General features: G+C 44.3%; 13 protein-coding genes. 1 reads left to right on the plus strand and 12 read right to left on the minus strand.

Translation table 11 applies throughout. From position 1 onward, the window contains the following. Positions 1 to 13: 13 nt before the first annotated feature. The 5 genes from O3664_RS02580 to O3664_RS02600 form a co-directional block, all read right to left on the minus strand. Positions 14 to 943, minus strand: coding sequence for a sugar ABC transporter permease (locus O3664_RS02580; RefSeq protein WP_004254906.1), 930 nt, complete (start codon positions 941 to 943; stop codon positions 14 to 16). A 207-nt stretch (positions 944 to 1150) separates the two neighbouring features. Then, positions 1151 to 3031: a beta-N-acetylhexosaminidase gene (locus O3664_RS02585; RefSeq protein WP_371613600.1), complete on the minus strand. Its 1881-nt coding sequence runs from the start codon at positions 3029 to 3031 to the stop codon at positions 1151 to 1153. Then, positions 3025 to 3894 (minus strand): ROK family protein, encoded by an 870-nt coding sequence (locus O3664_RS02590; RefSeq protein ID WP_261018597.1) that lies wholly within the window; start codon positions 3892 to 3894, stop codon positions 3025 to 3027. The genes O3664_RS02585 and O3664_RS02590 overlap by 7 nt, the downstream gene beginning before the upstream one ends. Positions 3895 to 3977: 83 nt before the next feature. Next, complete coding sequence (locus tag O3664_RS02595; RefSeq protein WP_371613601.1) at positions 3978 to 6623, minus strand: alpha-mannosidase; 2646 nt, start codon at positions 6621 to 6623, stop codon at positions 3978 to 3980. A gap of 98 nt (positions 6624 to 6721) precedes the next feature. After that, a complete protein-coding gene (locus O3664_RS02600; RefSeq protein ID WP_033682470.1) occupies positions 6722 to 8002 on the minus strand; it encodes a glycoside hydrolase family 125 protein in 1281 nt (426 codons plus the stop codon). A 170-nt stretch (positions 8003 to 8172) separates the two neighbouring features. Between O3664_RS02600 and O3664_RS02605 the strand changes: the two genes are divergently transcribed. Beyond that, the gene (locus tag O3664_RS02605) at positions 8173 to 10257 is read left to right on the plus strand and encodes a GH92 family glycosyl hydrolase (RefSeq protein WP_371613602.1); all 2085 of its coding nucleotides are present in this window, start codon (positions 8173 to 8175) and stop codon (positions 10255 to 10257) included. Between the two features lie 45 nt (positions 10258 to 10302). Here the strand turns inward: O3664_RS02605 and O3664_RS02610 are convergent, their stop codons facing one another. The 7 genes from O3664_RS02610 to adcR all read right to left on the minus strand — a co-directional run bounded on the left by O3664_RS02610 (position 10303) and on the right by adcR (position 20617). Continuing rightward, entirely contained in the window at positions 10303 to 11985 is a 1683-nt protein-coding gene (locus O3664_RS02610) for an alpha-L-fucosidase (RefSeq protein ID WP_371613603.1), read from the minus strand. Between the two features lies 1 nt (position 11986). Further along, the gene (locus tag O3664_RS02615) at positions 11987 to 15775 is read right to left on the minus strand and encodes a sugar-binding domain-containing protein (protein WP_371613604.1); all 3789 of its coding nucleotides are present in this window, start codon (positions 15773 to 15775) and stop codon (positions 11987 to 11989) included. Between the two features lie 332 nt (positions 15776 to 16107). After that, the gene (locus O3664_RS02620) at positions 16108 to 16992 is read right to left on the minus strand and encodes an SPFH domain-containing protein (RefSeq protein ID WP_070529168.1); all 885 of its coding nucleotides are present in this window, start codon (positions 16990 to 16992) and stop codon (positions 16108 to 16110) included. Between the two features lie 166 nt (positions 16993 to 17158). Continuing rightward, positions 17159 to 18664, minus strand: coding sequence for a zinc ABC transporter substrate-binding lipoprotein AdcA (adcA, locus tag O3664_RS02625; RefSeq protein ID WP_024058113.1), 1506 nt, complete (start codon positions 18662 to 18664; stop codon positions 17159 to 17161). 9 nt (positions 18665 to 18673) lie between these two features. Continuing rightward, positions 18674 to 19480, minus strand: coding sequence for a metal ABC transporter permease (locus O3664_RS02630; RefSeq protein WP_000950030.1), 807 nt, complete (start codon positions 19478 to 19480; stop codon positions 18674 to 18676). Further along, complete coding sequence (locus O3664_RS02635; protein WP_001269496.1) at positions 19473 to 20177, minus strand: metal ABC transporter ATP-binding protein; 705 nt, start codon at positions 20175 to 20177, stop codon at positions 19473 to 19475. The genes O3664_RS02630 and O3664_RS02635 overlap by 8 nt, the downstream gene beginning before the upstream one ends. Next, entirely contained in the window at positions 20177 to 20617 is a 441-nt protein-coding gene (gene adcR / locus O3664_RS02640) for a zinc-dependent transcriptional regulator AdcR (protein WP_371613605.1), read from the minus strand. Before adcR ends, O3664_RS02635 begins: the two co-directional genes overlap by 1 nt. Positions 20618 to 20669: the final 52 nt, after the last annotated feature.

Genomic DNA, 20669 nt, shown 5'->3' on the forward strand with positions numbered 1-20669 from the left:
ATTCTCCTCCTTTCTAGAACAAGGCTGAGTTTGGATCAACTCGTCTTGCCAGTAAGTTTGATAGGATAACCAGAATCAAGCCGACAACTGATTGGTAGAGACCTGCTGCTGAAGCCATCCCGATATCCGCTGTCTGAGTCAAACCGTTATAAACATATACGTCCAAGACGTTGGTTACATTATAAAGCTGACCAGCATTGTGAGGGATTTGGTAGAAGAGACCAAAGTCTGCACGGAAGATGTTTCCGACTGCAAGGATGGTCAATACAGTTACCAATGGTGTCAACTGCGGAATAGTTACATTGCGAATTCGTTGCCATTTGCTAGCCCCGTCCACTGTCGCTGCTTCGTAGTAGGTTGGATCAATTCCCATGATTGTCGCATAGTACATGACACTGCTATATCCAAAGCCTTTCCAAATACCAAGGAAAAGTAGGAGATAAGGCCAGATGCCCAAGTCAGCGTAGAAATTGACTTCCTTCATTCCGATAGATTCTAGGAAATGGTTGAATACCCCTTTATCAATGTTTAGGAAGGCATCTGTAAAGAAACTGATGATAACCCAAGACAAGAAGTAAGGGAACAACATAGAAGTTTGGAAAATCTTAACCATTCTCTTAGAACGGAGTTCACTTAGGATGATAGCAATCCCTACAGATACAATCAAACCGATAAAGATAAAGCCGAGATTGTAGAGGACAGTATTTCGAGTGATGATAAAGGCGTCTTTTGAACTAAACAAGAATCTGAAATTATCGAGTCCGACCCATTTACTATTCACGATACTATCTATAAATCCATTACTGGTCATGTGGTAGTCTTTAAAGGCAACCACGTTCCCAAATACTGGAATGTAGAAGAATAGAATCAACCAGAGTGCCCCTGGCAAAACCATCAAGAGAAAGATCCAGTTGTCTCTCAAGGTTTTTGAAAACTTATTCATAATTTCCTCCCCTTTTTATTTTGATATCCATCTAAAAATTCCTTTTTAGACTTTTGATAACGATTACATTATTAGTATACTCCTATTTGAAGGTTAGGTTAAACTACTAATTATAGAAAAAACTCCACAAATTATTTTATGTGGAGTACTTTTGTAGAAAGGGATGTTTCACGAGAAACACTCTGCTCAAGGCAAGGTGTTCTTGTTTTAGGTCGTGTAAATGGTTGAAGCTGTCGCAATAGTATGCCACTGGTTGGCTGTTGTGGCTGCGAATTCCTTGTCTGCATAGAAGTCAGTAAATGGCAGAATTTCCACTTCTAACTCATCGATGCGGTCAAGCTGACCAGTCAGATAAGCCTCGATGCGACTTTCTGCGCGCTTGATGCGTTGCAAGAGTCCGCCCATGCGGATATCGACCGTATCCAAGCCAAAGACCTTGTTTTCTTTCAGCCATTGGTGGCTAAATAGGGCATGGAAGTCTTCAATTCGGCTTCTGAGTTCTGGTAATTCTTGTCTGGCAATTTCTTGCAGACTTTCCTTATCATCCGCTTGATAGGCTTGACGAATGCGTCGTCCCACATCCACTTTGCTACTTAAAATCTGGTTCAACTGGGCCTGAGTTTCAAAGAGGTAGGCATAGTTGCCAGCTTTTTCTTTAATGTTAGCAAGCGTCTCAGCTGCCTGAGCGAAGTGGGGCTTGTCTTGTTCAGGTGTCATGTGTCGGTCAAGAATCGGACAGAGAATATCCTGATAAAAGACATAGCGGTTAGGGTTGATGCCACTGAGATTGTCCGGCAAATCTGGCAAGAGGTTGGCTAGGTCAATCTGCATAAAATCTTCAACCGAAAGACCTGTATTGGTCTTGAAGTGAGCAGACAAACGGTCTAGGTCATTGCGGTAGCTGAGTTCTGCCCAGATTTGCAAGCTTGGGAGAATAGAAAACTGGGCAGTTTCACCACCATTATCCCCCCAACCAGTTACGATGACTTCTTTGATATCATTAGCACGACAGGCTTTATTGGCTTCAAGAGCAATGAGACGGCTGAAATGGTTGTTGGGTGTGAAACCAATCCACTTCCAAGCACCCCCCGCAAAGGCAAGGTCATGACTAATCTTATGATGATTGCGGAAATTGCGGTTGTATTTTTCCTCGCTATCCTGATAATAGTCCCAGTAAACTAAGGTCACACGATCTTTGAGACGGTCTAGGTAGACACGCGTTTCCTCTGGAATTTCCACATCACGGTCGTACTGCCCATCTACTGACATAAGTTTAAAGAACATATCGCTCCACATCTGGCAGTGGAAACCATATTTGTCTGCAATATCCAGCACGCGCTCCAAGTGTTGGCACATGAGGAGACTACGGTCTACTACACCATTCAAAATCAAGTAACGTCCTAAACCAACCAAGTGGGCTTCGTCCATCCCGATATTGACCTTGCGGGTTTGCAGTTTAGACAGGGTGGCAAACATGCCATCAATCAGGTCATAAACCTTTTCTTCGCCAATAAGAAGAATGTCCTCTACATCACGGAGCTCCTGTACTTCTTTGACACCCCATTTGACAAAGGCTGACAAATGGGCCAAGGTCTGGATGCAGGGCACAAAGGTCATATCAAACTGCTGGGCATAGGCTTCGATTTCCTGTAATTCCTCTGCTGAATAAGCTCCACGGAAATAGCCAAAGTAAGGCTGCCCTTCAATCTGGTAGGTATCTTCCATGTAAAGTTCAAAGGTTGAGTAGCCCATGAGAGCCAAGACCTCAATCATCTGCTTGGCAGAAACCACATTCAGCACTGCATTTCGAGAACAGTCTGCCATGTAGGCTAAATCTTCATAAGTCGCCTGCTCCTCAATCTCTATTTTGTCAGCTTCTACTAGAGCCGTTGCCAACAAGGACAAGGCACGATAGAGTTGGTGAGGTTTGCGGTAGGTCAATTGATAGTGACCATCCTCACCCTTGATAGAGATAGAGGCTTGGTCAGACTGAGCGACAGATACTTCCACATCTGGTAAAGAGATGTGCTTTGTCAGCAAGTCTATAGCTGTAGTTTGCTTGGAACTAAGTCCTGTAAATCTTACCATTGATTTTCCTCCTGTAGCCAGTTGACAAGGGCACCGTAGAGATTGGAATCTGCATGATAGGTACAGGCTTGGATGACGGGTGTGACCGTGTATTCTTCGTAGGTCTCGACAAAGTCATCTACAGCCTTCTTGACACCTTGGATGAAATCTGGATTTTGACTGATAGAGCCTCCCAGACTGATGACATCTGGATCGATGAGATACTGGATATTGAGCAAGCCTTGCGCCAAATTACGATTCATCCGCTCAATGGCTTCTTGACAAAGGGCATTTCCTGCTTCGGCTTTTTGGTAAATTTTGCGACCGTCCCAGTCAGTCTGACCAGATTTTTCAATCACGTATCGCACCATATTTCCAGTTGACGCTAATTGCGACCAGTTGTTGAGCTTTTCAGCAGGGGCAAGAGTTGTCATGTAGCCAAATTCTCCACCCAGACCGTGGCGACCTCGATGAAGTCTACCATTGATAATCATGGCTCCGCCAATCCCTGTCCCAATCACGACACAGGCTGCATTTTCAAGTTCTGGATGAGCCAGTAATTCACTGAGCCCAACGCAGTTGGCATCATTTTCTAGATGGACAGGAATCTGATAAGAGCTAAGCGCCTCATACCAAGAAAATCCGTGAATATAGGGCACCGCACTGAAGCCATCAATCACACCTGTCTCTTGATTGACCGCGCCTGGAACGCTCATAGCAATCCCGCTATAATCCTGCTCTGACAAACGTTGATCTAGCCAAGCTAGTAAATCCTCCAAGTTTTCAGGCGTTGAGATACTTGTCTTATCTAGTATTTTCCCATCAGGAGTCAGACTGGCAAACTTAATTCCAGTTCCTCCGATATCAATCGTTGCAATGGTCATTGTTTTTACCATAAAAAGGGGCGAATCAGCAGTTAGTTCTTACCTTTTCGCCCCTCCTTTCTTTTTATGTTTACTCTTTGAAATTAAATTTCTTCTTTTTTGATGAATTCTGTACGAATCTCTTGTGGTGAAATGAGGCCTCTATGAACTGGGTATGGTCGTTCAAGTAGGTCAAGGAAGAGATGTTGACTTTCCGGTACACGTACATTTTCACTACACATATTGTAGTAACGAAGAACATAGCCTTCTTCATTTTCAGCTACCTTAAAGGCTGTTGGACAGATTTGCGGTATGCTGAGAACAGAATGGCTCAAGAGGCTACCAGTCGCAGCCACGCTTCCTTCTTGTCTAGCAAGCTGAAGGCTGGTAAACGGTGTCTGCAAGGCTTTAGCACGACGATAGGCTGAAAAGCGTTCTTGGGCTTGGTGGCACTCAAGCGCAAACTCGACTTCAAACTCACGCAAGCATTGTGCTTCTGGTGTTGGGAAGTAACCCCAGTCACCTAGCTCACCTGATGCACGCAAAATAGTCACTGCAATGGTGTCGTCTCCAAGGATTTCGTATTCATTCAATCCCTTGTTGGATACAGTTACACCCTTTTCATCGTCATACAGACTGACAAAGGCTTGTTGGTGTTGAGGATTTTCAGGATTTTCCCATGAAGCAGCTGGTTTGTTTGGTCGTGTCACCACCTCATAGATGCTTTCAGAATCATTGCTTGGACGCGTGTTATGAGTCTTGACCAAGAGACGGATACGGTGGTCTTTGGCAGTGTTAGTAAAGCGAGTCTTGCAACGGATTTGTGGATTATCAACGAAGATAGTCATCTCAGTTTCAAGAGGAATGCTTGTCAATTCTTCTGAACGTCCAGCTTCACGCTTCATAAACTCGATGATGCCTTTTTGCTCTTCTTCTAGCTTTTCATCTGCACTGACAGGCACAGTCAATTCATGTTTGAGCAAAATCTTAGCGTAGCGAGCTGTGTTTTCCAAGACCTCGTAGCCCTTAAGCTCTGCATAGATTGGCTCTGTTCCTTTTGGTTGGAAATAGATATACTCGTTTCCGATGTCCCCACGGTCTTCGAAGCGGATAAAATCTTCATAGGCTTCGTGAGTTGTCTTGTCATAAACTGTGATATTGTCATCCACACTTACCGTTACAAATGGTGTATCAATCACCCCGTTTTGGTAAATGCCTTCACGGTGTTCTTGCTCTCCTTCCAACAATTGGAAGGTTGTCCAAGAAAGAGGCGCTAGGTGAACTGGAATTGTCACGCGCACTTGTCGAGCAATACGAGCTTGGCGGAACTTATCTTTTGGTAAATCGTACTCAAAATTAGCTCCGAGGTCTTCGATTTTAGCCTCTACAGGACGCCCATCCAAGTCCTCCACACGGTAGCTTGGCAAGGTAAGAGCAGCCATCTTCTTGTACCCTTCTGTTGGGTGCAATTCCTTGAAATCACAAGTCGCCACATCAATCACTGTGCTGACAGTATCGACCTTATCATGCAGGCCTGTGTTAATGACAGTAAAGAGATAGTCACTTTGAGCCTTAGCTGTAGCGATTTTACCCTTCCATTCGTTAAGAAGATTGCTCTTAACAAAGTTTCCTACTTGGTTGACCTTGGCAAAACGAGTTTCCATCTCTCGGTGAACTTCGTCCACGCTACAGCCACAGATACTATCATGTGGCGCATTTTGCAAAAGTGTTTTCCAAGCATAAGTCAACTGGTCCTTGTGGTTATGACCCCCAGTGATAATTGTCAAGGGTTCTACAACTTGCTCTAGAAGGTTGCTATTTTCTTGGAAGGCTTGTTTGAGATAAATACGAGATGAGGAAGTGTTGGCAAGTGTGTACCAGCCGTCTGTTTCCTGACTGGTCAACTCACCTGTAACCGTTGATAATTGCTCTGGTAGGGCACTTTCCACGGCTTGGACATATTCATCAAAAGAACTATGAACAAAGGTTACATCTGGGAAGAGTTCATTTGCCACACGAATGGCTTCACTCAAATTTTTCTGGACAGGCTGGTGGTCACAGCCGTTCATCATCAACCACTGGTTGGTCGAAGCATAGTCACGCACATCTGACAATTTTTGTTTCCAGAAGGTCAAGGCCTCGTCTCTATCAACTGGAATTTCATTCCCATTACTATACCAGTTGGCAAAGAGGATCCCAAGAACACGACTTCCGTCCGCACCCTGCCAGTACATTTCTGAAAACTGGGAAGTAAACTGCTCATCTTCGAGAACTTGGTTGTCAAATCCAATCGGCTTCACACCACGACCAAAAGCGGCCACGTGAATGCCTGATTTTTGAAGGATTTGAGGTGCTTGTCCCATATTTCCAAAGGTATCTGGGAAGTAACCAATCTGAGTTGACTTGCCCCATTTTGCACATTCTGCTTGACCAATCAAGGTATTTCGGACATTGGCTTCACTTGAAATCAAATAATCATCCTGCAAGATGTAAAAGGGACCAATCTTCAATTTTCCTTCGTCAATGTAGCGTTGAACTTTGTCACGATTTTCAGGGCGAATCTCCAAGTAGTCATCAAGGACAATAGTTTGCCCATCTAAATGGAAACTCTTGAACTCAGGGTCATTTTCAAAGAGATCAAAGAGATTGTCAAACAATTCCACCAACTGCATACGGTGGCTTTCAAAAGGCAAGTACCACTCACGATCCCAGTGACTATGTGAGATAATATGTACGACAACATTTTCCATGAAGTAAAACCTCATTCTAAATTTAAATTTTTATTGTTAACGTTTTAAATGTAAATTTGTGATTCTTTCCAAGAATCAGTTGCGCTAAAGCGTGTTTCTTAGCGGATATCCAAGTAATCCAAGACCAACTCACAGAACATCATGTTAGCCCAAGAGAACCATTCACGAGAGTAGAGAGTTGGATCATCCACGTGGAAGCTTTCATGCATAACACCTGTACCACCATCGCAAGCAACCAGCTGATCCAGCAAGAATTTTTTCTCTGCCTTATCTCTTGTTGTCAAGCCTTGGATAGAAAGGGCGATTGGCCAGATATAGCGATAGAAGGTATGAGAACTTCCGAGACCACTAGCGTATTCTCCCTGATAGAAGTAAGGATTTTCTGGACTCAGAATGGTACGGCGAGTTGCTTGGTAAACTTCATCATCGACTGAACAGTAGCCCAGATAAGGCGCAGCCAACAAACTTGGTACATTTGGATCATCCATAATGCTAGCATTTCCCAAACCGTCTACTTCAAAGGCATAAATCTTTTCGCCCTTGCTGTTGCTTGTGTAGGCGTAATTTTCGATTCCTTCTTGGATTTCAGACTGGAGGCGCTTGGCATCAGCAATAATTCTCTGGCTATCAGCTAGGTTTAATGCTGCAAAGATTTCTTGCACATAACCCAAGACTACTACAACAAACATATTTGACGGAATCAAGTAACTATACTGGCAGCAGTCATCACTCGGACGAAAAGCTGACCAAGTCATACCTGTCACTGCAAAATTAGGTCCAAAGCCATCATTTACCAAGGTATCTTCCTTGCGGTCCGTATCTCGAACAAAACGATAAGGAGAGTTGTTATGGTCTTGTTCAACCGTCCAAAGATGGAGAATCTCCTTAGTCGCTGCGACAAAAGTCTCATCAAACTGGCTAGTCTCACCAGTCTCTTTCCAGAGGAGATAAGCCAACTGCAACGGATAGCAAAGCGAGTCCACCTCATACTTGCGTTCCCAAATCCAGCCATTAAGGTCGGTATGGTCTGTCTCGTGGTGACCCTTCCAGTTTTCCTCAATGTTGAAGGAATTGGCATAAGGATCCTTGAGTACCAAGGTCATCTGACGCTTGACCAAACCTGCAATGGTCTGACGCAGGAGGGCATCTCTTTTAGCCACATGCAGGTAGGGTCTGAGTTGAGCTGTCGAATCTCGAAGCCACATAGCAGGAATATCCCCAGTCAAGACAAAAGTTGAACCATCTTCTAGGATTTCAACCGTATTGTCCAAGGTATCTGTATAGCAACGCTCGAAAACATCCACCCACTCTGGATGGTCCTTAGCCCGCTCTGCCACTTCATCTAGCCATTCTCTAACAATTTCTTTTGAATAAATCATCGTGCAGTATCCTCTTTCAAACAAGTTTCATTTTCAGTATATAGCTTTTGAGACAGAAAATACATACACAAATGATAGTCATTTTTCTACAAAATAGTTATCTTTGAAGCTCCTTTTCTAAAGGCCCTCTTTTTCTGATATAATGTAGAAAAACAGCTAAAGGAAAGACTATGAAACCACTACTTGAAACCATCGATACCCGCTTTGGAACTGCCAGCAAGCATGCCTTTTCTCGGGGAAATACCCTGCCATACACAGGCGTGCCTTTTGGGATGAATTACTTTGTGCCCCAGACCAGTGACCAGGATGGCTCTTGGTTTTTCGATCCGCATCTGCCTATCTTTCAGGGGATTCGATTAACCCACCAGCCCAGCCCTTGGATTGGCGACTACTCTTGGCTCCTTCTGACACCTGTCACAGGCCAACTGGGTGGAGACAGCCTCTTCCATCGCCAGTCTTCCTATGATATGGATAAGGCCTCTTTCCAACCTCATTATCTGAAAATTTTCTCCCTGCGCTATCAGATTGAAAGCCAGCTTACACCGACTTGCTACGGCGCCTCTATTCGTTTGGAGCAAAAGCAAGGCAAAGCCCTCTCCCTCTACCTTCACGCAGCAGATGAACTGACCGTGGAGCAAGTAGATAAGCGAACTCTTGCCCTGCGACAAGAAGGTAAAACTGAAACCAACAAAAATCCACTGATACTGTTCACTACCCTGCAAATGAATACGGATATTCTTGCTATCAGCCAAGAAGGGGGAGACTGGCGAATCGACCTGGCAGATAGTCATGCTGAAATTCAGCTAGCGACTTCTTTCATCTCTCCTTCTCAAGCTCTAATCAATCTACCTCAAAAAGATTTTGATAACTGTAAATCAAGTGCCCAAGCGGACTGGGAAAATCTCCTCCATCGTTTTGATGTTATAAAGACAGGAGAGGCTGACCGGACCTTCTTTGATCACTGTCTCTACAGACTCTTCCTCTTTCCTCAGACTTTTTATGAGGTTGATGAATCAGGACAAGCCATCCACATAGATTTGGCTACTGGAACTGTCAAGCCTGGTGTACTCTTTAGCAACAATGGTTTCTGGGATACCTTCCGCACCACCTTCCCCCTCTTTGCTCTTATCATACCAGAACACTACCACCGCTTCTTAGAAGGATTTCTCAATAACTACCGCGATACTGGTTTCCTTCCAAAATGGCTGGCTCCAGATGAACGTGGCATGATGCCAGGTACCCTGCTAGATGGCATTATCGCAGATAGCGCCTGCAAGGACATGGCCCCCGACCTAGAAGAAGAACTCCTCCAAGCCATGCTTGAAACAGCCAGCAAGTCCGACCCTCTCGGCATCAATGGTCGTCACGGATTAGCCCAATACCAAGAACTAGGCTACCTCTCTACCGACCACCACGAAAGCGTCAGCCACACCCTAGACTATGCCTATAGTGACTTTTGTATCTCTAGCTGTGCTGAAAAACTAGGGAAAATAGAAATCGCTGAAACCTACAAGGCCGCATCACAAAATTACCGCCATCTATTTGACGCTGAGACAGGTTACATGCGAGCGCGTGATGGTCAAGGCAACTTCCGTCCTGATTTCTCTCCTTATAGTTGGGGACGTGATTATGCCGAATGTTCAGCCATCCAAGCAACTTTAGGCGTCCTCCACGATATCCCAGGCTTGATCCAGCTTATTGGTGGAAAAGAAGCCTTTAGCAACTATCTTTTAAAAGCCTGTCAGGAGGCTCCCCTCTTTGAGACAACAGGCTATGGCTACGAGATTCACGAAATGAGCGAGATGGCTACTGCTCCTTTTGGACAACTCGCCATTTCCAACCAGCCAAGCTTCCACATTCCTTATCTCTTCCGTTACAGCGATTACCCTGACTACACTGCTCTTCTCATCAAGACGCTCCGTCAGAAAGCTTTTCACCCAAGTTGGGAAGCCTATCCTGGCGATGAAGACAATGGCAGTCTCTCAGCCTGGTACATCTGGTCAGCTCTCGGTTTTTATCCGACCTGTCCAGGAAAACCAAGCTATGACCTCGGAATCCCTCTCTTTGACCATCTCCGAGTCTATCTTGCCAAAGAAGATAAATGGCTAGATATTCATGCTGAGCAAAACCACAGCCATTTCAACTTTGTAAAAGAATGCCGATTGAACAAGGCACCAGTATCTAGCATTCAACACCAAGCCCTCTTAAAAGCTGAACAACTAACCTTTACACTTAGCTGGTTACCAAGTCACTAGCTAGTAGACAAAAGAACCTTTGTATCATGCAAAGGCTCTTTTATTTTATGAAACTTGTACTTGAAGTTGATCAACCAGTTGTCCATCAACAGTCAGATTCAGATAGAAATCCAAGGTCTTGTCAGCAGCAAAGTGCAGAGTTGGTAGACACAAATCTTTTTTGCTTTCCCCTGCTTGGAATTGAAGGACTTGAATCTCGTCCTGATAGGCGACACCATGGACACCTGTCCCTGGTTGAATCGAAATCTTAGCCTCTAAAGGAGTATTACTTTCGCTACGTTCAATCCTAAAATGAAGAGTCTCTCCCTTTGTCACAGCTAGACTTTTTTCTGCAAATGCTAGCCCCTGAACAACTTCTGTTTTTGATAAGCTAGGAGTTTTATAGAGTGAAATCTTTGTCAATACAGGTAAATCCTGTGACTCTGTAATCATCACGCGCACCTTCTGTGCCTCTACTAGCGAACCTCGCAAGAGGCGCTTATAACCAACTGTAAAGCCCATGCCAAATTCTTGCCAGACACCGTCCACCTCTACTTGCACATAAAAACCAGCAATTCGTTGCCCTAGCTTCAAATCCTCTCTTAACTCAATTACATCAAAAGTTTTAGGTGACCCTAAGTCGAGTTCTAACTGGATTGGCAAGCCTGCATCGCTTGCCCAAGAGCTGGTCTTAAGGCCATCTGTCAAATAGTGACAGGCAAAGTCTGCGGAAAGAGCAGAACCAGATACCTTAGCTCCCAGAGCCAAATCTTCTTTATAGAGCTCATTGCGATAGGCCGCAAATTCATAGAGGCGTTCAATATCCTTTGCATCAAATAGCCCAGCTTGATTCGGCGGAATATTAAGTAGGAGCGGGGTTCCTCTCCCCACTGAGTGAAAATAGATTTCGACCAACTCCTCAAGAGACTTAGAATCCTGGTCCTCATGGTAAAACCAACCTGGCCGGATGGAAACATCTGCCTCACCGATTGAAAAAATAGTACCTGAGGGATCTCCATGCTGAAGATAGTCCAGCTCTGCTTCTGTTCCTAGTTTGTCAGAATTCACCTTTTGCCACAGTGGATCACCTGCATACCCTCGTTCATTGCCAATCCAGCGGATACTGGTGCCTTCTGTTGAAAAAATCAAGCAATCTCCCTGTAGCTCACGAATGGTTTCAAACCATTTTTCAAATTCATAATTGACCTTTTGAGCGCCCTCTCCTCTGGCACCATCCATCCAGACCTCAGCAAATTTCCCTCCATTTCCATAGGCAGGATTTGATAAGATTTCCTTCAACTGTGCCAGATAATAGGCATTATAGTCCGCTTCTCGCTCCACATGATAGAGAGGACTATGGGCATCCCACGGCGATAGGTAGACCCCCATGTCCATATCAAACTCTGTGGCAGCTTGGGATACTTCAAGGAGCAAATCTCCCTCTCCATTCCTCCAAGGACTGGCCTTGACCGAATAATCTGTGTGAGCTGTCGGATAAAGGACAAAACCATCGTGGTGCTTGACCACCAAAATCAACTTCTTAAAACCCGTTTCCTTGAGCACGCGAACCCACTCCCGCGCATCTAACCTTGTCGGATTAAATCGTTCAGGATCCTCCTGACCTGTCCCCCATTCCTGGTCATAAAAGGTATTGGGCCCAAAATGGATAAAGGCTGCTAGTTCATCCCCTAAATACGCTAGCTGGTCCTGACTAGGCAAGGGGCCATGCGGTTTTATTTCTCTTACCATACTACTTCCTATCTACATTTTTCTTTACTTTTTTGTCATGCACTTGCAATTCTGTTAACGCTAGAGGGCTTGCCAAGCCTTCAAATCGAAGACGAAGGGCATAGGTTTCCACCTTGTCAAATTCAAAACGAAGCTCCTCATCCTTATCACTTGAAACTTTTCTAATAGCTGATACAGGTCGCCAATTCTCCTCTTGTTTGAGCAGGGAATCCTTATCTAAATGATTTGGAGTCCGAGGCAAGGCAGGCTCATTCCCTACATAATAATCGATATGGGTAGGATCCACCGCCACGTATTCTTGATTTTCGACATAATACAAGGTCACGTTATCCACAAATCGCGGTTTTAAAATCCCTGCATCTCCAAACAGAATACCGACGCTAGCTTGCTCTGACTTGGCAATCCAAGTATTGGCTGTCGATTTCTTCCGAGCAATGACCTTATCATTGAGGTAAGATGCTGAATGATTAGGCTCTGAGTGAGAAGCAAAGACCAGAGGCAGATTGGACCCTGTCCACTGATTGGAAATAACTTCCCCATCTACACTGGCATCTGTCACATGAATGGTGACTGTTGCTGGCAACTCACAGCCCGCTACTTGCCCTGTGAGCACATATTTTCCTACCTGAGCATAGACTTGAGGATTGAGTTCATCCCAAGTCACCTTGGTCGTATCTCGTCTGCCATCTGATAAGACTAGCTTGACTCGGTCTGGTAAATGTGGGGCTTCCTTAACAAGCGTCCAAACCCTTTCAGGCTCAATAGCGCAAATCCCTTGGACACAAACCTGAGCAGAAGCCTTTAAATCCAGCCCTTCCAGCTGACCAGATACCGTAAATTCATGAAATTTTTCCAAATCTTCTTTAGGAATTTCCTCCCAGACAACCTTGACTCGTTTTGCACCGCCAAACTCATAGTCCACCAAAACTGAAGATGGCAGCTGTGGATAAGTTCCCTTATTTGTATACAAGCGAAGTGGTCGTACAGAAACTGCTTGCCTTAGTGAGGTATTTTCTGCCACCTGCAAATGAGTTTGATAGGCCTTCCCTTGATAAAAGGCGCGAATAGCCAAGTCCCCTGCAGACAAGCAATGAAGCACTCCCTGCTTGATAATGGCGTGGGCACTGCCACTCATCTCCCAAATCACTTCACTATTCCCCACCTTGTTCACAGGGTTATCCACAGTTTGTGGATAAAGTCCAATAGATGGGGAAGACCCTTCTTGTAATCCTGCCTGCTTGTCCACTCGAATCTCAAACAAGCGCTGATTTTTTACTGGCTTGCAATCAAAAGCCTCTCCCACTAAGATATCAAAACTTGCTGGCTCTAGCCCTCTGGCACTGGCCTTTACTCTGACTAGACCCACCTGCTCCAAGCTCTGAACTAAGAGGACACCTCTGCCATGAAAGGCTTTCCGCTTAAACTGACCATTTTTCTGGGCTTGATAACGTTCACGACTGGCCTGCCTGCCATTATCCACTCCTACAATACGAGCAGGGCCTTCAATTTCAAAATGAAGCTGATTGGAAGCACTCAGCACCCAATTTCCAGCTTGGTCCAATACATCAAAATAGAGATAAAGGAGGTCTTGCCCATCTGGCTCCAGTTGTGATTTATCGGCATGTAACCCGATTTTGGCTGGCTTACCTGCAGTCACCACCCTATCTTCTGCCACAAGCTGACCTTGACTGTCATAGGCCACAGCACGCAATTCTCCCGGTTGATAGGGCAAACGCCATTCAAGATAGAGCTGGGCATAACCTTGTCCCTCTTGGTATTTTCTACCATCTGAAGTCCATTTTTCCTGAAAATTCTTTCTGCCTTGGGATTTTCCATTGAGAAATAGCTCTACTGAACCAGCATTTGAATACACTCGAACAGGGATATCCCCATACTTATCCACAACTTGTTGATAACTCTTGTGGATTTCCCAATTCCAGTGGGGCAGGATATGAACCATAGGCTGCTGATCTAGGTCCACCCACTGACTTTGATAGAGATAATAGTCATTTTTAGGAATCCCTGCTGTGTCCACAATCCCAAAATAGGAACTCTTTACAGGCGTGTCATTTTGGTTGTGCCAAGGAGTCGGCTCACCGATATAGTCCACTCCTGTCCAGATAAACTGACCCGCATAGTCTAGCCGATTTCTATCTGCTATCCAAGAAGCCGTCGCCGTCTTCCCCCAAGGAACTCGATCATTGCCATAGTCTGACTGTTCAAAATTCCGCACGCGGCGATTATCCCCAACCCATTCCTTATCTGGTCGAAAATAGCTGTCACGCGTCCTTGTAGCCGATGAGGTTTCAGATCCGTAAAGTCGCCACTTGGGATGTCTTTTGCGAATCCCATCAATATTATCTTCCGAGTAATTTAAGCCCACCACATCCAGCAAATCAGCAATCTTTTCATGACCTCCAGACCCATCTCCAAAGCGGAACTGATCCATTCCCATGGTCACAAAACGGCTATCATCAACCTCCTTAACCCTTTCTAGCAAGCGTTTGATCGTCTTCAATGAATGAGCATCTCCATTTGCTTCACTGACTTCATTTCCCAAGGACCACATAAAAATCGCTGGATTGTTCTTACCACGCTCAATCATGGTGCGCAAATCATAATCTGACCAGAAATCGCCTGTTTTCGCTTCTGGATGAGTCGCTTCTTCCTCAAAAAAGCGACCATAGTCATATTCTTTCTTGCCTCCATACCAGGTATCAAAGGCTTCTTCTTGGATGAGTAAGCCCATTTTGGCAGACAGATCCAGCAAGATACTACTAGCTGGATTATGGGTGATTCGGATTGCATTGACGCCCATTTCCTTCATCTGGCGCAAGCGTCTCTCGGCAGCTGACCTATTTTCCACAGCTCCCAGCGCTCCGTAGTCATGGTGCAAACAAACCCCATGAATCTTCAACCAGCGACCATTTAGAAAGAATCCCTTATCCGCTTGCCAATCCATATAACGGTAACCAAAAGTCTCCTCTTCTTCATCAACCAAAATTCCATTTTTGTAAAGGCGAGTCTTCAATTGGTAAAGGTGAGGATGGTCAATATCCCAAAGCAAAGGTTGAAAAATTGATATGGCTTGTTGAAAATGATGTTTTTCCCCAGACTCAATCACTAGAGAGTCTGTCGCCTGCCAGTCAGAAATACGCTGTCCCTCATACCAGATACCCTGTTCCAAATACACCGACACGGACTGAGAGCCATCATTTGAAACCTTACTATCAAGCTGAGTTTCCACCCATCCATCTCTTTGTTCCTTTAGCTTGGGACTTTCTATCTTAATCCCATATAAATCCAGATGCACCGAATCTGTAATCAATAATTTTACTTCTCGATAAATACCGCTACCAGAGTACCAACGACTGCTAGGTTGCTGATTTTCCACAAAGACTGCAAGCTGGTTGGCCGTCCCATCATTTCTTAGATAAGGCGTGATATCATAAGAAAAGGGTGTATAGCCATTGGGATAATAACCCAGCACTTGCCCGTTGATATAGACTTGGGCATTCATGTAAACTCCATCAAACAACAAACGCACCGATACAAGACTGACATCTTCTTCCAAGTAAAACTGCGTCCGGTACCAAGCCTGACCCCCATTTAACTGACCACCCTCATTTTGCGCTGGTGAATAATGGTCAAAATCATTGTAAATACTCCAGTCGTGTGGCACTTGAATAGCCTGCCAATTTTCTCTATGAAAATCCGGCGCCAAGGCCTCTTCTTTCCCCACCTCTTGGCTAAAAAACCAGTGATTTCGCAAAACTTCTTCTCTTCTCATACAAGCATTCCTCTTTAAACAAGTCTATCAATTTGACTATATCACAAAACAAAAGCGCTTTCAACACTTCCTCCATCACTCCCTAAATACTTAGAAAAGATGCTATAATTTGTGGAGGAGGATTTTAATCCTCAAAGCTACAAGGGTAATACAAAAAGAGCCTGAAATCAAGCTCTTTGTACTCAATGAAAATCAAAGAGCAAACTAGGAAACTAGCCGCAGGTTGCTCAAAACACCGTCTTGAGGTAGTAGATAAGACTGACGAAGTCAGTTACACTACGGCAAGGCGACGCTGACGCGGTTTGACGAGATTTTCGAAGAGTATTAGTCTATTATTTCTTGTCAGCTCGAAGGGCTGACAAGATTTGTGTACGGATATCATCCACACCATTTGGCGTATTTGGTAAAAAGATAGTCTGATTTCCTTTGGAAGCAAAGGTATTCAAGGTATCCAAATACTGGTTAGTCAAAAGGATGGACATGATTTGTTCTTCTGTCATGCCAACATTGGCTTCCTTGAGTTCAGTGATAGACTCTGCCAAGCCATCCACAATCGCCTTACGTTGTTGGGCAATCCCCACACCATGGAGGCGGTCTTTTTCTGCTTCAGCTTCAGCTGCAGTGACGATTTTAATCTTGTCGGCTTCCGCCAATTCTTGCGCTGCGACCCGCTTGCGTTGCGCCGCATTGATTTCATTCATGGATTGCTTGACTTCTGCATCTGGTTCAACCTTGGTTATCAAGGTTTTCACGATAATATAACCGTAAGTAGTCATTTCTTCTGCTACTTGGTGTTGAACCTCAAGGGCAATCTCATCTTTTTTCTCAAACAATTCATCCAAGGTTAATTTTGGAACAGAAGAGCGAAGAGCATCTTCGATATAAGATTTAATCTGAGATTCTGGACGCATGAGTTTATAGTAGGCATCTGTCACGCTCTGCTCATTGACACGGTACTGGGTCGCTACATTCATCATAACGAACACATTGTCCTTGGTCTTGGTCTCAACCACAATATCGCTTTGCAACAAGCGCAACTGAATCCGCGCTGCAATCGAGTCAATCCCAAAAGGCAAGCGAATATGAATACCGCTATTGGCAACCTTTTGGTATTTCCCAAAGCGTTCAATAATCGCCACCGACTGTTGACGAACAACATAAACTGTACTCAGTGTGACTATCACCAATAGGAGCACACAAACCACCACAAAAATCATCAAAAATGTTGCCATTATCGTGACCTCCATCATTATTTTTTCCTGTATTATAGCACATTTAAAGAAGGTTGTGCAGTTTTTACTGCGATTTTTAAAAATAAAATGTTAACCATCTATTTTGTAACTAAAAAGGATAGCCTCATACAAAGCTATCCTTTGATTCTCATCAATGCGCCAACATTTCTTGGGCGATTTCTTGGCCAGATAGGTTATCTGGGTAATAGGTTGGCCAGTTATCCATTTCTTCAAAGAGAGCTTCTTGGCTTGTGCCTCCAAAGAAGATATGGAAATGTTCTGCCTTAACTGGGGCAATATTGTGATCACTAAACTGAACATACTTAAACTGTCCAGCGTCAGCATCTGTGGCTTCAAAGAGGAAGCGCACGCCACGATTGCCTTTCTTGTAAGTCAAGATTTTCTTGCCAACATACTTGTAGGTGAATTTCTTGCTTTGTCCACCTTGAACAAATTCCATAGTATTATCAGTAATGTTGATCTTAGTCACATCTGTCTGATAGCCTTTTGTATAGTAGGCCTTGTACTCAGCCTGGGTCATCTTACCAGTCAACTTAGCCTTGTAGTCAAAGACTTGATCCAACGTGCCATCTTCAAGGAAAGGATAAACTGATTGCCAGTTACCTGCATAGTCACTCAAAGTGCGGTCCTTAACGTCTGCATCCTCAAAGTAACCATTTTGAACTGTCTTAGTATCCTCTGCCTTTTCGGGCTCAATTGCTGGGCCTTCTTGGTCCGTTGTTTGTTTTAGAGCCTTGAGGTTTTTCTCCATAACGGAAATGTAGTTTTCTCCAGCCTTGGTATCCTCTTCTGTCAGACTTTCTAAAGGATTAAGGACATCTGTTTTGACACCTGCCTCTTTTGAAAGTGTGTTAGCAAGGGCTTGAGAAGCATTTTCTTCAAAGTAGATATAGGCAATTTTATTTTTCTTGACATACTCTGTCAATTCTGCCAAGCGAGCAGCTGATGGTTCTGCATCCGGAGAGAGACCTGAGATTGATACTTGCTTAAGCCCATAGTCCAAGGCAAGGTAGTTAAAAGCTGCGTGTTGAGTCACAAAGCTCTTTTGTTTGGCTTGATACAAGCCTTCTGCATAAGCCTTATCCAAGGCTTGTAATTTTTCGATATAGGCAGCAGCATTCTTCTCAAAGGTCTCTTTTTTATCAGGATAATCTGCTGACAAGCTATCACGGATGTGCTCTACAAGTTTAATGGCACGAATTGGTGATAACCAAACATGGGGATCGTACTCATGGTGATGGCCTTCTTCTCCATGGTCATGGTCTCCATCTTCTTCCTCACCACCTGGCAAAAGCAACATATCGCCTGTTGCCTTGATGGTTTTGACCTTTTTCTTATCCAAAGTATCTAGCAATTTAGGTACCCATGTTTCCATGTTTTCATTTTCATAAACGAAGGTATCTGCGTCTTGGATTTTGGCAACTGCCTTGGCAGACGGTTCATATTCATGGGGTTCTGTCCCAGCACCGATGAGGAGTTCTACATTAGCAGTATCTCCTGCGACTTGCTTGGTAAATTCATAGACAGGGTAAAAGGTTGTCACAATATTTAGTTTGCCATCTGCCTGCTTTTGATTGGAACAAGCCACTAAAAACAAGGTACATAGACTGGCGAACAATAAGCTAATTTTTTTCACGTTAGTCTCCTATTTGATAAAACGTCTTACTAAACTAATGAGTAAAAAGACAGTTACAAAAATAATGGTAATACTTGCACTTGCAGGTGTTTCTGCATAGTAGGAAATGTAAAGTCCTGCTACCATTCCCAAAAATCCAATAGCACTGGCAAGCAGCATAACCGATTTAAAGTTTTTCCCTAGACGAAGGGCAATACTAGCTGGTAAGACCATGATAGTCGATACCAAAAGAGCTCCTGCTGCAGGAATCATAAGGGCAATGGCCACCCCCGTCACCATGTTAAAAAGAATGGACATGGTACGAACTGGCAAGCCATCCACAAAGGCCGTATCCTCATCAAAGGTCAAAATGTACATCGGACGAAGGAAGAGGAAGGTCAAAATCAAAACAACCGCCGCAATGACAAAGAGGGAAATAACCTGCTCTTCGCTGATCGTCACGATTGAACCAAAAAGATACTGGTCCAAACTCATAGAACTCGAGCTTTTACCCTTGCTCATGACAATCAGAGAAACAGCCAGACCCGTTGACATGAGGATAGCTGTCCCGATTTCCATAAAGCTCTTGTAAACCGTACGGAGATACTCCAGAAAGACCGCCGCAATCAAGACAATAGCAATAGTGGAAATAGTTGGTGAAATCCCCAGAACCAGACCAAAGGCTACACCCGAAAGCGAGACGTGGCTGAGGGTATCACTCATCAAACTCTGACGACGCAAGATAAGGAAGGTTCCCAATACTGGCGAGAAAAGACTCATGGCAATAACAGCCAGAAAGGCACGTTGCATAAAGTCATAAGATAACAAACTAAGCATGGCCCACCTCCTGATCATTCTCATGAACGTTGAAACAACGCCATGGCGAGTCTTGGTTACGGACTAGATGAATATTGCGATCCGCATAATCCTTAACTTCTTCAGGGTCATGGGTAATCATCAAAACAGCCTTGCCATGATGATGGGCGCTGTGGTGCATGAGTTCGTAAAATTCGTTTTTACTTCCTGCATCCATTCCCGTTGTCGGCTCATCTAGGATAAACACATCTGGGTCAGAAGCAAACATACGCGCAATCACCGCTCGCTGCTTTTGCCCTCCAGAAAGAGACCCCAAGCGTTTGTCTCGGTGTTCCCACATGCCAACTGAATCCAGACTAGCCTTGATATGCTCCTCATCATGAGCATTCAAGCGACGGAACCAGCCTTTTCGTGGATAACGACCCGACTTGACAAATTCGTAAACCGTACTTGGAAAACCCGCATTAAAACTGGCAATCTGTTGAGGTAGGTAGGCTATTCTCAATTTCTTACCCTGTGTATTTGTCTTTGAAATAGTCACCTTGCCAATGCGTGGTTGGAGGATACCAAGACTAGCCTTGATCAGTGTCGTCTTAGCTGCCCCATTCTCCCCCGTCAAGGTAACAAATTCCCCACTATCAACACTATAATTGATATGTTCAAGAACGGGCTCCTTATCATAATAGAAGGATAGATCCTCTACCGTAATATATCTCATTATTTGATTTCTCCTACTAAAGCAGTCAAAAACCGCTGGATCACTTTTTGTTCATTTGGAGTAAACTGAGTCGCCACTTGTTCATAGGTTAAAAGTGTATGCTCATGGTGATGGTGGTGCTCCTCAGCAATTGGACGAGCCAAATCAGTCAACTGATAAAAAATCACACGCGCATCCTTAGGATCTTTAAACGTTTCCAACATCCCTTCCTTGACCAAAGACTTAATGGCCTTGGTAACTGCTGCCTGACTGACATTGAGGCGACGGGCCAACTCTGAATTTGTTAAAGATTCCTCTGACAAGAGCATGAGAATATGCTCCTGAGTATTGGTCAGGGCCACCTCGCTAGTACAATGACCTATTAGGATTTCATGCTGATTTTCTGCCTGCAAAATCACCTCATTCAAAAAAGCATCGATATCCTTCGCTAGCTGTCTCATATCTGACTCCTTTCCTTTTGGACTTCTCTTTTTTAAGAGAAAAATACTATTC

Source organism: Streptococcus sp. 27098_8_109 (assembly GCF_041432295.1).
Taxonomy (GTDB): Bacteria; Bacillota; Bacilli; order Lactobacillales; family Streptococcaceae; genus Streptococcus.